This is a genomic window from Bacillus sp. JJ1127 (genome assembly GCF_036965845.1).
Taxonomy (GTDB): Bacteria; Bacillota; Bacilli; order Bacillales; family Bacillaceae_G; genus Bacillus_A.
The window spans coordinates 472-13,692 of the sequence record NZ_JBALQK010000182.1 but is presented as its reverse complement, the minus strand read 5'-3'; the positions used below and the strand labels follow the sequence as shown (position 1 = coordinate 13,692).

Annotated in this window: 11 protein-coding genes; 5 read left to right on the top strand and 6 right to left on the bottom strand. The window is 35.8% G+C overall.

What is annotated here, in order from left to right:
* Positions 1-61: 61 nt before the first annotated feature.
* The gene (locus tag V7183_RS17885) at positions 62-1,033 is read right to left on the bottom strand and encodes a phosphotransferase enzyme family protein (protein ID WP_335360343.1); all 972 of its coding nucleotides are present in this window, start codon (positions 1,031-1,033) and stop codon (positions 62-64) included.
* A gap of 580 nt (positions 1,034-1,613) precedes the next feature.
* On the opposite strand from V7183_RS17885, the gene V7183_RS17880 reads away from it, so the two are divergent.
* Positions 1,614-3,038 carry an amino acid permease gene (locus tag V7183_RS17880; protein WP_335360342.1) on the top strand — a complete coding sequence of 475 codons (1,425 nt, stop codon included), beginning with the start codon at positions 1,614-1,616 and terminating at the stop codon, positions 3,036-3,038.
* Between the two features lie 71 nt (positions 3,039-3,109).
* Here V7183_RS17880 and V7183_RS17875 read toward each other — a convergent pair whose 3' ends face one another.
* Positions 3,110-4,312 (bottom strand): MFS transporter, encoded by a 1,203-nt coding sequence (locus V7183_RS17875; protein WP_335360341.1) that lies wholly within the window; start codon positions 4,310-4,312, stop codon positions 3,110-3,112.
* Positions 4,313-4,432: 120 nt separating this feature from the next.
* On the opposite strand from V7183_RS17875, the gene V7183_RS17870 reads away from it, so the two are divergent.
* On the top strand, positions 4,433-5,320 hold the full coding sequence (locus tag V7183_RS17870) for a LysR family transcriptional regulator (protein WP_097894825.1): 888 nt from the start codon (positions 4,433-4,435) through the stop codon (positions 5,318-5,320).
* A gap of 122 nt (positions 5,321-5,442) precedes the next feature.
* Here the strand turns inward: V7183_RS17870 and V7183_RS17865 are convergent, their stop codons facing one another.
* Positions 5,443-5,748: a hypothetical protein gene (locus V7183_RS17865; protein WP_097894824.1), complete on the bottom strand. Its 306-nt coding sequence runs from the start codon at positions 5,746-5,748 to the stop codon at positions 5,443-5,445.
* Positions 5,749-5,827: 79 nt separating this feature from the next.
* Positions 5,828-6,043: a hypothetical protein gene (locus tag V7183_RS17860; RefSeq protein ID WP_097894823.1), complete on the bottom strand. Its 216-nt coding sequence runs from the start codon at positions 6,041-6,043 to the stop codon at positions 5,828-5,830.
* Positions 6,044-6,193: 150 nt separating this feature from the next.
* Here V7183_RS17860 and V7183_RS17855 point away from each other — a divergent pair, with 150 nt between their 5' ends.
* From V7183_RS17855 to V7183_RS17845, 3 genes are all read left to right on the top strand, one after another.
* Positions 6,194-7,723, top strand: coding sequence for a cardiolipin synthase (locus tag V7183_RS17855; RefSeq protein WP_097894822.1), 1,530 nt, complete (start codon positions 6,194-6,196; stop codon positions 7,721-7,723).
* Between the two features lie 152 nt (positions 7,724-7,875).
* A complete protein-coding gene (locus tag V7183_RS17850) occupies positions 7,876-8,769 on the top strand; it encodes an ATP-binding protein (protein ID WP_097894821.1) in 894 nt (297 codons plus the stop codon).
* Between the two features lie 3 nt (positions 8,770-8,772).
* Positions 8,773-10,656, top strand: coding sequence for a vWA domain-containing protein (locus V7183_RS17845; RefSeq protein WP_335360340.1), 1,884 nt, complete (start codon positions 8,773-8,775; stop codon positions 10,654-10,656).
* 120 nt (positions 10,657-10,776) lie between these two features.
* On the opposite strand, the gene V7183_RS17840 is transcribed toward V7183_RS17845, so the two are convergent.
* Both V7183_RS17840 and V7183_RS17835 read right to left on the bottom strand, forming a co-directional pair.
* Complete coding sequence (locus V7183_RS17840; protein WP_097894819.1) at positions 10,777-11,742, bottom strand: L-threonine 3-dehydrogenase; 966 nt, start codon at positions 11,740-11,742, stop codon at positions 10,777-10,779.
* 45 nt (positions 11,743-11,787) lie between these two features.
* Complete coding sequence (locus tag V7183_RS17835; RefSeq protein WP_097894818.1) at positions 11,788-12,978, bottom strand: glycine C-acetyltransferase; 1,191 nt, start codon at positions 12,976-12,978, stop codon at positions 11,788-11,790.
* Positions 12,979-13,221: the final 243 nt, after the last annotated feature.

Genomic DNA, 13,221 nt, shown 5'->3' with positions numbered 1-13,221 from the left:
CCCACCCAAAAAGAGGGGGTTTATGTCATTAGTTATCCTACATACTTTGTCCTCTTCTGTATTATATATTCACAATCGACTGTTGATTTATAATTCGTTCATACAGCGTTTCTGATAGTTCAAGAAGATTCTTCGGCATTTCTTTCCCCTTAAATTTTTTTTGAATCGTGCCATACAAACCGATATCACGAAGTCTAAAAAATAAAGGTAACGAATCATACCAAACTTCTGCTAATTGGTGTTCAGATTCATATCCTTTTCTTACTACCTTTAATTGATTACGAGCAAACAATGTTTTCTCTCCTTCTGTCCCATTTGTTGTAAGAGCAGAATAATAAATAACCATTGCCAGATCATGAATAAAATAATTATAAGTTGCATCATCAAAATCAAAAATTGTCAATTCTTTCCCATCATAATGGAAGTTTCCTTGGTGAATATCACCGTGCATAAGTCCAAAAGTTTCCTTTTCTATCGGCAGCGTCTTTATCTTATCAATTAATGCATATGCAATCTTTTTTACTTGTTTATCCTCTAATTCCCCAATAATTGCTTTTTCGTCTATGTCCCATGTATCACGGTATTCTGTTTTAGGATAATCCATTGTAAGACGATGGAGTTGACCAATTGCTTTTCCCCACGCTTCAAATAAATTCTCTCCCCAATAAATAGATGTTACGTCTTTTACGCTTTCTCCTTTTGCATATGAAAAAAGAGAAGCATAAAAGAAAGTTCCGTCTGCTGCTTGTATCTCTTCTACCAGTTTTTTAGATTTTGAATCATGTGGTCCCGCAACCTTAGCTCCGTTCTCTCCAAGATAGCGTAAAAAATGTAGTTCTGCTTCTACTTGCTTGTTAGAACGATGAGAAGAGTGCGTCAATCTTAGTACATAAGATCCTCCCTTTTCATCCTCTGCACGAAAAATATAGTTTTCAAAATCTCCAAGCGGAGTTTCTTCCACCTTAACATGAAATACATTTGCTGCTTCTCCTAAAATTTCATTGGTGAAAACTCGTTCTACAGCTTTTTCCATATGTAGTCCCTCCTTTATGTATTCCTCTATTTAATTCGGCATAAATGTGAAAAATACTGCTTCATCAATTCTATTTCAGATGGAATTTTACAACCTTCTTTTCATTGAAGATTATCAACCGAATTGCTTATCTCCGTATCAATTTGTTCATACTTACTTATCATTTAGAATTCTCCTTGTATTACGATCAACTGCTGATTATTCACTTTTTCTAATAAAAGGAAAATAAATATAAATATTTAGTCGACAATCCGCATTTTTATAAAAAATTTTATATTTTTCTTTTCATTCTAAAAAACATGTAGTATACTAACTTCAAAATCAGAGGAGAAAGGGAGCAAAGAACTATGCTTACTTATACAACTATAGTTACATTTGCACAAAAACATCATCATCATACGTAAACCCTTGAAACCTAGCGGAAAAAATTACGCGTAGGTACAAGGGTTATTCCCGTTGTACCTACGTTAGGCAAAGAGCCATGTAGGTATTTTTTATCTACATGGCTCTTTTTTGTTTGTAAAAACGCTAGTAAAAAAGTACTGAATAAGCAAAACTACTACAAAGGAGATAGACAATCATGGAAACAAAAAAATGGGGTTTATGGATTTTAACAGCATTCGTTGTTGGTAATATGGTTGGAGGCGGCGTATTTATGCTTCCAGCAAATTTAGCACAAGTATCAGGCCCAATGGGATCTACACTTGCCTGGAGTATTACAGGTCTTGGTGTATTTATGATTGCACTTGTATTCGGAAATCTTGCAGTACGTAAACCGGAGCTAAAGGCCGGACCGCAAAGTTACGCACAAGCAATGTTTCCCTCTCAAAAAGCAGGGAAAGTTGCTGGATATAGCATGGCATGGGGATATTGGGCTGCGAACTGGGCTGCAACTGCTTCTGTTATCATTTCCTTTGCAGGATATTTATCTACATTCTTCCCAGTTTTACAAAGTAAGCAAGTTCTTTTTTCAATAAGCGGGTTTTCATTGGAACTTGGAAAGGGATTAACCTTTGCTGTATGTAGTGTTATATTATGGGGCATTCAATATATTCTTTCTCAAAACATCGATAGAGCCGGAAACATGAATCTCCTTGCAACAATCGCAAAGATTATCGGATTTACAATGTTCATCGTTATTACATTATTTATTTTTAACGCTTCTAATTTCGGTGATGGTCAAACTTTTATGAATGAAGCAGGGAAATCAATCCCGTTAAGTGGACAAATAAATTCTGCCGCTATCACAACACTTTGGGCATTTATCGGAATTGAATCAGCTGTTATGTTGTCTAACCGTGCAAAGTCACAGCGTGATGTGAAAAAAGCAACGATTTTCGGATTAATTATTGCACTTCTTATTTACATGGCAATTACATTGCTAACAATGGGTGCTCTTCCGCAAGATGCTTTAAAAGAGTCTCAAAAACCATTGGTAGATGCTTTAAACTTAGCAATCGGTAATAAAGGTGCTTACATTATGGCATTCCTTGCACTTGTATCATTATTCGGATCTACTGTCGGTTGGATTGTTGTTAGTTCAGAAGTACCTTATCAAGCGGCAAAGAATGGAATTTTCCCGAAATTTTTTGGAAGAACAAATAAAAAAGGCAGTCCTTCAAAATCACTGCTAGTTACAAATATTATGACGCAAATTTTCTTATTTTCAACAATCTCTGGCACTGTTTCAGAAGCATATAGTTTTGCCATTGTTGTTGCAACTTTAGCTTATTTAATTCCATACCTTGTTTCTACCTTATATCAATTAAAACTAGTTATTACAGGGGAAACATACGATATAACACCAGGATCTCGAGTAAAAGATGGAATCATTACCTTACTTGCACTTCTATATTCTATTTGGGTTATCAAAACTGGAACTGCTGATTTAAAAACATTTTTCTTGGGAATTGGATTATTTGTACTAGGACTTATTCTTTATCCAATTTTGATGAAAAATTCCTCTAGTCCCGTTTCAGAACAACCGAATAACAAAGTAAGCTAATACGAATACAAAAGAAGCTGTCAGCACCATCCAAATACAATAGATGGTTCGCTCACAGCTTCTTTTTTCAATTAATGACTTTTATGATGTTCCAACTGATACTCTTTTCGGGTTAATAAAACGAGAGAAAGTCCTCCCATTAACAACATCACAATTAATGAAATGACTCCAATCCAATGGAAATGCTCCCAAAAGTAACCACTAAATGAACCAACAAAACTTGAACCTAGATAATAAAATAATAAATACAACGCTGCAGCCTGTGCTTTATTTACGTCTGCATATTTTTCAATCGATGCACTAGCAATGGAATGACTTCCAAAGAAACCAAATGTAAAAATAGATAAACCAATAATTTTTATAATAAGGCTTGGAACAAGTGTCACTAATGCGCCTATCATCATAATCGTAATCGAAACCATAAGTGTAAATGTTCTACCATATTGATCTGCCTTTTTCCCCATAAACACAGAGCTAAACGTTCCTATCACATATACAATAAATAAAAATCCAATGAGCGTTTGACTTAATGAATATGGCGGTTCCTGTAATAGAAATCCAATATAATTGTACAGTGTGACAAAGCTACCCATAAGTGTAAATCCAAGTAAGATGGTTGCCACTAATTGTTTGTTTTTAAAATGTATTGTATACGCATTCCACATGGAGCGAACATGAACTGCTTTTTTCTTAGAGTTCATTGGGGTAGGTAATGTACGCCAAAATAGAATGCTACAGATGACCGTAAGAATCCCAAGTAACCCTAATGCAACTCTCCATGACGAAAGATCCGTTGCAATGCCAATAAAAATACGACCAGTCATCCCTCCTATCCCATTACCACAAATATAGAGCCCCATAACCTTTCCTAATCCACTTGGCTCAAATTCTTCTCCAATATAAGTCATAGCAATAGAAGGCAAGCCTGCTATACATATCCCAAGTAATCCTCTTAATAAAACAAGCGTGATAAAATTAGGACTAAATGCTGTCAGTGTCCCAATTATAGAGGTCAAGAATATGGATAATATCATAATACGTTTTCGACCAATTACGTCTGAAATTGATGCTGCAATCAGCATCATAATTGCCATTGTACCCGTTGTAATAGATAATGTTATACTTGCTGCTGCTGCGGAAACATGAAACTCTTTTGCTAATATAGGCAATAATGGTTGCGTTGCATACAGCGTAGCAAATGTAACAAATCCGCCAAGAAACAATGCTATGCTAGCATTCGTATATGTCTTTGTTCCTTTTTGGATATAAGTCATTGCAATCTCCTCTTTTCCTATCAAAACTACCTTCTTTATGCTACGCTTCCTTTATCTATGTGTCTAATTTATAATTTGCATCATATCAATAACAAAAACGCATGACAAGGAGAGGACGATATGGAATGGCATCAAATTGAAAATTTTATTGCCGTCGCGAAATATAACCATTTTACAAAAGCAGCGAAAGAACAATTAGTGTCTCAGCCTGCTCTTAGCCGTTCAATCTTAAAATTAGAAGAAGAGCTTGGTGTACCATTATTTATACGAGAAGGAAAAACAATCTCCTTAACTAAATACGGAGAAATGTTTTTAAAAAGAGCGAAACAAGCACAAAGTGCATTACATACTGGTATTGCGGAAATACAGGAAAAAGTTTCTCCTGATCGAGGGGAAATTTCAATTGCATTTTTACACACTTTAGGCACTCGCCCGATTCCAAAGATTGTTGCTGATTACAAAAAGATTTATCCAAAAGTGACATTTCAAATGTATCAGGGAGCTAATATTAACCTTTTACAAAAAGTAAAAGATGGAGTAGCAGACATATGCTTATCTTCTCCACCAATCCCGCATGAACAAATTGAATGGGAAACATTAAGAATAGAACCTTTATATTTGACAGTTTCAAAAGCACATCCACTTGCAAAACAAAGTAGTGTGTCATTTCAAGAACTAGGAAATGAAGAATTTATCTGTTTTAAAGATGGTTATGGACTTCGTTATGTATTTGATCAAATGTGTGAATCTCTTCAAGTTCACCCTAAAATTACGTTTATGGGGGAAGAAATTGCAACAATCTTTGGATTAGTATCCGCTGGACTTGGTATAGCCATCTTACCGAAAGTCAAAGAGTTTAATCAATCCCAACTACATTTTCTAGAAATTACTGACTATCCTTGTGAACGAACCATTGCCTTAGCTACAGCGCGCAATCATTATTTATCTCCTGCAGCAAAAACGTTTAAGGAATTTATTATAGAACATTTCCAAGAATATACTCCCTAAAGGTTTATGATTTTAAAGTGTGCCTTTTATCCCATAAACATAATAAAAACTGCTCTTTATTAGATTATAAGAGCAGTTTTTATTACGTAATACTTTTGCCATATTCCCAAATAAAAAACATACTAATAATACGGATATGGTGTTGATGGATAAGTTGCCGGATATGGCGCTGGATACGGCGCTGGATACGTTGAAGGATAGGATACCGGATATGGCGCTGGATAATACCCGCCACCACTTGTTAGCGCTCCAGCTGTAAGACCTCCTAGCAATCCACCTGCAAAGCTACCTGGGAAAAACGCACTTCCGCCCCATGCACCACCCCATCCGCCTCCATGATGGTGGTGATGATCATGATGGTGTCCGCCGTGATGATGTCCACCATGATTGTGCCCATGATGCCCGCCATGATTTCGTATATAATTCATTTTATCCACATCTCCCTTTTTACTAATTATTTGCTATTACATGCAGGACAGTGCAATTCCTTTATTTTTCCATTTTTCATCAATATATGCTGTATGAATCATAAGGATACTCTTGATCATCTGTATAATATGGATAACCATACCCACCATAATCAAAAGCAGGACTAAGTAAAACGCCCGCTACAACAACCGGAAAAAAAACGCCGCCCAAAAATGGTGGGTGTCCAAAGCCACCATGCCCAAATCCTCCAACTGGGCGATAGGCTCTATACAATTCATTCACGCTCCGTTTCATAGAAAAACGTAACAATATACGTTATGTAGGACAAATGCGGAAGGCATGGGCAAAATGTCTATATTGTGTAAAAAAAATAAAATGTTTTATAATAAAACTATTAAAGTACAACTTCTTATATTTAAGAAAGAATAGGTGAAATGCATACATATGAAAAATCGCGTTGTTCAATTACTATTTGGATTAGCTATTGTAGTAACTATCCTCATCTTGGTAAATAAATCAGTTATCTCGCTATATACTTTTGTTGGTGTACTATGGCCCATCACTGTTATAGGGATTTCCTTCATTATTTTTATTGAAAATCGTTCACCACAAAGTACATTAGCATGGTTTTTAGTATTAGCACTCCTTCCAGCTATAGGTGTACTATTGTACTTACTTTTTGGGCGAAGCCGCTGGAGAAGAACAAAGCATTTACATCGTGCAGAAGAACAAAGAAAGTTATTCCGGAAGATTTTAGATGGACGGAGTTTTGATTTAGAAATACCTTCCCCACTAAGTGAACGATCTGCCCATTTAACAAAAATTATACAAAAGTTTGGTGGCGGCCCTGTCGCCAATGAAACGACAACAAAACTCTTAACAAACGGTGAAGAAACATTTACTGAGATTATACAAGCTATTGAAAATGCCACACATCATATCCATATTCAATACTACATTTATCGATCAGATGAAATCGGTACAAAAATTCGAGATGCATTAATAAAGAAAGCAAAATCCGGTGTTATCGTACGCTTTCTTTATGATGGGCTTGGAAGTAATACGTTACGAAATCACTTCTTACAACCTATGAAAGAAGCAGGAATTGAAGTGATTGAATTTGATCCTATCCTTTCCCCTTGGCTACTGGAAACAGTAAATTATCGTAATCACCGTAAAATTGTGATTGTGGATGGAACAATTGGTTTTACAGGTGGACTCAACGTTGGCGATGAATATCTTGGTCGTTCAAAGAAGTTTCCTATTTGGCGCGATAGCCATTTAGAAATAGAGGGAAAAGCATTATATAAACTACAAGCCATCTTCCTAGAAGATTGGCTCTATGCTTCTAGTGATTTAAATACTTATTCTTGGGATCAATTTATAAATAAAGAATACTTTCCAGATCAAGGAGTTCTTCAAGCAGAAGGTGCCGTTCAAATCGTCGCAAGTGGACCGAGCTCAGATGATACAAGTATTCGTAATGCCTTATTGAAAGTTATGGGATCTGCAAAAAAATCAATTTGGATCGCCACTCCATACTTCATTCCTGATCAAGAAACATTAACATTACTACGTTTAAGTGCACTCTCTGGAGTGGATGTCCGTATTTTATACCCTGGAAAAAGTGACAGCGTCATTAGCGATCAAGCATCTCAATCATACTTTACACCACTTCTAAAAGCAGGGGCATCCATTTACCGCTATAAAGATGGCTTTATGCATGCTAAGATTGTACTCGTTGATGATGATGTTGCAACAATTGGTACAGCAAATATGGATATTCGTAGCTTTGCGCTTAATTATGAGCTCATTGCAATTTTATATGAATCTAAAACCGTTTTAGATATAAAAAGTGATTTTAAACAAGATTTTAAAGACTCTGTAGAGATTAAATGGGAGTCATTTCAAAAGCGAAGTATTCAAAAACGAGTACTCGAATCTTTTATGCGACTCATTTCACCTCTACTGTAAATTTCTAAAAAGTAATCAATTCAAATTTGATTACTTTTTTCTTTTATCATGCTGCATTCCTCCCACCCCTTTCCTTTGCATACCATATTAAAACAAGTTATCATAAGATGTGTTTGTTTTACTTTATGAAAATAATGTTAGGTGGGAAATACATGTTAGAACAATTTCATATACATGCTGATTTAAAGCAGCAATTAGCAACAATTCACGAGAAAAATAAGCAAGCAGCTGGTGAAAATGCACATTTAATTGGAACAAAAATGTACAAAGCATCGGATAACAGCATTATTGAAGATGCGATTACAGCACTTCTTCTTGGCAAAAACATTCTATTAAAAGGGCCAACTGGAAGCGGTAAGACAGTCCTTGCAGAAACGCTCTCTTCCTTATTCCAAAAACCAATGCATAGCATTAACTGTTCTGTTGATTTAGATGTAGAAGGTATTTTAGGCTACAATACTTTAAAAACAAACAATGGCGCATCTGAAGTTTCCTTCGTTGACGGCCCTCTTATGAAAGCAATGCAAAATGGACATTTCTTATATATCGATGAAATCAACATGGCAAAACCAGAGACGCTTCCTCTTCTTCATGGTGCATTAGATTACCGTAAAATGATTACTAACCCATTTACACAGCAAGTCGTATACGGTGATGAGGAATATCGTGTAATTGCCGCAATTAATGAAGGTTATGTTGGAACAAGTGAACTAAATGAAGCATTAAAAAACCGTTTTGTTATTATTGAAGTCCCTTATATTCAAGGGGATACATTAAAACAACTATTATTATCCGAATCAAAATTAAAAGACATTGCAACAATTGAAAAGTTTGTAGCATTTGCAAGTGATCTTATGCCTCTTGCTCGTGATGGACGTGTAAGTGAAGAAGCAGCAAGTATTCGTGGTATTATCGACGCATGTGACTTAGGTGTATATATTCCTGTTATGCGTGCCATTGAGCGAAGCATTATCGCAAAATTAAATGATGAAACAGAACAAATGACTGTCCGTGAATTAGCAGAAAGCTATTTCTTTGAGGGATAATTCATGAGACAAATTTTTAGTGACAAAAAAATTGATGCGTCGCTGTTTCTTCAAATGGAAAATTTAATGTACGCTCTTCTAAAAGAAGACGATGCTTACTTGGAATACGGTTATAAAGCATATTACGACGAAATGGAGAAGAAGGTTGTCATCAGTCACTTTTGGGATGATCGAAAAGAAGAAGATACAGTAATTGGATTAAAAAGCGAAGTATTTTTAAAAGCACTTGGCAACAAACATTACTCGGACATGACATTAATTCGTTCTTATGCAATCGAATTACAAGAATCTCCTCTTAAAAAGTTTTTAACGCAATTATTTGTTCTATTAGAGGACTTACGGGTTGAGGAAATTGTGAAAGGCTTACGTCCTGGCACAAAACATATTTTTAGAAGACGTAAAGAAATGTATCGAAATTATTTCAGCTCACAAAATGAAATAAACCGCGTTCGTAACTATCATGGTGACCGTCTATTTTGCCTATGCTATCTTTCATTAACGAGCGATAAATACGAAATGTTTAATAACGAATATTTTGAGCAGATTGAAGCCATTTTACACGAAGCATTCCAAGCACGTAATACAGAAGATACAATGTATATTGTTGAAAAAATTCGTTATCGCTTAGAAGGATTTCTTGAAACTGATATGATTAACAACTACTTTGGACATGCACCACTCTATTTATCTGTTATTGCTGATGAAAAGAATGGGCGTCCTGAGGATTTAGCAAATGACGATACCCAAATCGTAGATGACGATGATAATAAAAATAAAATGGATGAGAGCTTCTCTACATGGCATCGTGAAAATAAAAATAACGAAAATGAAAACTTCTTACGCTTTGAATTAGAAAGTGGTACAAAAACAAATATGATGGGCGATACAGCTCGTGAGTCTGAAGATGGCGATCAAGCACTCGGATCGGTACAAGGTACTTCACAAAAAAGTACACAATCGAACTTTGATCAAGCAGATGCGCAAGATGCGAGAGCTTCCCATGCTTCTAGTCAAAATGAGGGTATATACGGTAAATATAACGTCGGTGCCTCTCATACATTTAAAGAAGCTCGTAAGCCAACCCCTGACGATAAGAAAGACTATCAAACCATCAAGTCAGTCATTAACAAGGACGTAAAAGAACTAAAAAAAATTATTGAAAAAACGATTGAAAACAAAACAAACGCAAATAGTGATAAATATTACGGCAGACTCCGCAAAAAGTTTCTGCGTATTTATACAGAAAAGCAACCGCGTATGTTTTACAAAAAAGGGCAGGAATCACAAGAGCTTGACGTTGCCTTTCAACTATTAGTTGACTGCTCTGGCTCCATGTATAACAAAATGGAAGAAACAAAAAAGAGTGTTGTTCTGTTCCACGAAGCATTAAAATCATTAAAAATCCCACATGCGATTAGTGGTTTTTGGGAAGATGCTTCTAGTGCTACACCAGAAGATAAACCAAACGTAATTCATGAAGTTGTAACGTATAAAAATTCAACACTTCCAAACATTGGACCAGAAATTATGCAACTTCGTGAAGAAGAAGATAATCGTGACGGTTATATCATTCGTATCGCTTCTGAAAAGCTTGCAAAAAGACCAGAGAAGCACAAATTCTTGCTTGTCTTTACAGATGGTGAACCATCCGCTTTAGACTATCAGCAAGACGGTATTTTAGATACGCATGAAGCTGTTAAACTCGCTCGTAAAAGCGGTATGGAAGTAATCGGTATTTTCATCGAAGAAGGTGAAGCAAAAGAAGCCACTTACCAATTGATGAAAAATATTTATAATCACCACTTCTTAGTTGCGAATCATGCTGAAGATTTACGACTGAAAATTAAACCACTATTGAAGAGATTATTATTGAAGACGATTGAATAGAACCCAGGAGCTGAATTAGCTCTTGGGTTTTTATTTGCACTTTGTTGAATCATCGATATATTTTAAAAATCGCCGATAATAATAAGAGCCGATTCAATTCCTCGAATCGGCTCTTTTTCCTTAATTCAACACTAACTCAGCTGCTAATTTTTTTTTTAACTTCGCCAGCATATCAGCTGTCATTTTATCTAAATCATACTCTGCTTTAAAGCCCCACTCTTCTTTTGCTGCTGTTGCATCAATTGAGTTTGGCCAGCTATTAGCAATTGTTTGACGAGCTGAATCTACAGCGTAATCCATTGTAAACGTCGGGATGTGCTTACGAATAGATGCTGCAATTTGCTCTGGTTCGAAGCTCATTGCGGTAATATTAAAAGCGTTGCGATGTATTAATTTACTTGGATCTGCTTCCATTAATGAAACAATTGCTTGCAATGCATCTGGCATATACATCATATCCATGTATGTACCTTCTGCAATGTAAGAGGTGTACGTACCTTTTTTAATTGCTTCATAATAAATTTCAACTGCATAATCAGTTGTACCGCCTCCTGGAGGAGCTACATAAGAAATCAAACCTGGGAAACGTACCCCGCGCGTATCAACACCAAATTTTTGATAATAGTAATCACATAACAATTCTCCTGCTACTTTGTTTACTCCATACATTGTAGTTGGACGCTGAATCGTATCTTGTGGTGTATTATCTTTTGGTGTTGTTGGACCGAATGCCCCTATAGAACTTGGCGTGAAAAATTTACAGTTAAGTTCGCGTGCTGCTTCTAATGCATTTACAAGTCCACCCATATTTAAATTCCAAGCAAATAACGGATTTTTTTCTGCAGTCGCTGAAAGTAAAGCTGCTAAATGAATAATTGTATCTACTTCATTACGTTTCGCAATATCATGCAGTTTTTGACCATCTGTTACATCTAATGTTTCAAACGGACCAGATTTTACAACATCGCTATCTGTTTCGCGAATATCTGTTGCAATAACGTTTGATGCACCGTATACATCGCGAAGTTTCATTACAAGTTCAGAACCAATTTGCCCTAAAGAACCGGTTACTAGAATTTTTTTCATTTTTCCCCACTCCTCATTTGCAAGCTTTCAAAAGATGTAATTGTATTAGATGATTCCCATTTCTTTTCCCACTTTTTCATACGTACGAATTGCTTCATCAAGCATTTCCTTCGTATGTGCCGCTGTCGGCATATTACGAACACGACCTGTTCCTTTTGCTACAGTTGGGAACACAATTGATTTTGCGTATACGCCTTCTTCATTTAAACGTTTACTGAATTCTTGTGTTAATACTTCATCACCAATAATACAAGGTGTAATTGGCGTTTCACTTTCTCCAATGTTAAAGCCAAGCTCTTTTAAGCCTTGTTTTAAATAACGGCCATTTTCCCATAAGCGGTCATGTAATTCCGTGCTTTCCATTAAAATCTCAATGGATCTCATACAAGCTGCTGCATCTGCTGGCGTTAAAGCTGTTGAGAATAAGAATGGACGTGAACGAACTTTTAGCCAATCAATTAAGTTTTGCTTTCCTGCTACATATCCACCAATTACACCAATCGCTTTTGATAATGTACCAATTTGGAAATCAACTTTATCCGAAAGGCCAAAATGTTTTACAGTACCTGCGCCTTTTCCAAGTACACCTGAACCGTGTGCATCATCTACATATGTCATTAAATCTAGTTCTTCTGCAATCTCAACAATTTCTGGCAGTTTTGCAACATCTCCATCCATTGAGAAAACACCATCTGTAATAACCATTAATTTATTGTAAAGACCTGACTCTTTCGCTTCGATTGCTTTTTTACGCAGGTCTTCCATATCAGAATGTTTATAAACGATAATTTTCGCTCTTGATAAACGGCTACCATCAATGATAGACGCATGATTCAATTCATCAGAAAGAATCGCATCATTTTTATCCATAACAGCTGAAATCGCTGCCATATTACAGTTAAATCCTGATTGATATGCAATTGCTGCTTCTGTATGTTTAAACTTTGCAATTGTTTCTTCTAATTTAATATGCAAATCTAAAGTACCGTTAATTGTACGAACAGCCCCTGCCCCTACACCGTACTTATGAATTGCACCAATTGCCGCTTCTTGTAAGCGATTATCAGTCGCTAAACCAAGATAGTTGTTTGAAGATAAGTTAATATATTCTTTCCCGCCAATTGTAATGATCGGTCCATTTGGACTTTCTAGCGGATCAATTACGTTATAAAGACCCTTTGCTTTTAAATCCTCTAAATTTTCTTCTAAAAAGTTTTCGAGTGTTTTACTAGACATTGTGAAGCCTCCCCATCGTTCATGTAAGCAGATTATTATCATAATAATGCCAATAATCCCTCTACTAGCTTAACACGTTTTCAAAATTTATTATAGAAAAATAGCTTAAAGAAAACGCTTACATATTTCATATTATATAGGATTAAATGCAAGAAATCTATGATTTGCTTTAAACGTTTGATAGATATACATCAATTAAAAAACCGACATAAAAACCTTCTTTTTAGGTGGGAGAGAGCATCT

Coding starts and splice junctions, on each gene's coding strand:
- V7183_RS17870 (WP_097894825.1), top strand. CDS start 4,433: ATGGAATGGCATCAAATTGAAAATTTTATTGCCGTCGCGAAATATAAC.
- V7183_RS17875 (WP_335360341.1), bottom strand. CDS start 4,312: ATGACTTATATCCAAAAAGGAACAAAGACATATACGAATGCTAGCATA.
- V7183_RS17855 (WP_097894822.1), top strand. CDS start 6,194: ATGAAAAATCGCGTTGTTCAATTACTATTTGGATTAGCTATTGTAGTA.
- V7183_RS17880 (WP_335360342.1), top strand. CDS start 1,614: ATGGAAACAAAAAAATGGGGTTTATGGATTTTAACAGCATTCGTTGTT.
- V7183_RS17865 (WP_097894824.1), bottom strand. CDS start 5,748: ATGAATTATATACGAAATCATGGCGGGCATCATGGGCACAATCATGGT.
- V7183_RS17835 (WP_097894818.1), bottom strand. CDS start 12,978: ATGTCTAGTAAAACACTCGAAAACTTTTTAGAAGAAAATTTAGAGGAT.
- V7183_RS17885 (WP_335360343.1), bottom strand. CDS start 1,033: ATGGAAAAAGCTGTAGAACGAGTTTTCACCAATGAAATTTTAGGAGAA.
- V7183_RS17840 (WP_097894819.1), bottom strand. CDS start 11,742: ATGAAAAAAATTCTAGTAACCGGTTCTTTAGGGCAAATTGGTTCTGAA.
- V7183_RS17850 (WP_097894821.1), top strand. CDS start 7,876: ATGTTAGAACAATTTCATATACATGCTGATTTAAAGCAGCAATTAGCA.
- V7183_RS17845 (WP_335360340.1), top strand. CDS start 8,773: ATGAGACAAATTTTTAGTGACAAAAAAATTGATGCGTCGCTGTTTCTT.
- V7183_RS17860 (WP_097894823.1), bottom strand. CDS start 6,043: ATGAAACGGAGCGTGAATGAATTGTATAGAGCCTATCGCCCAGTTGGA.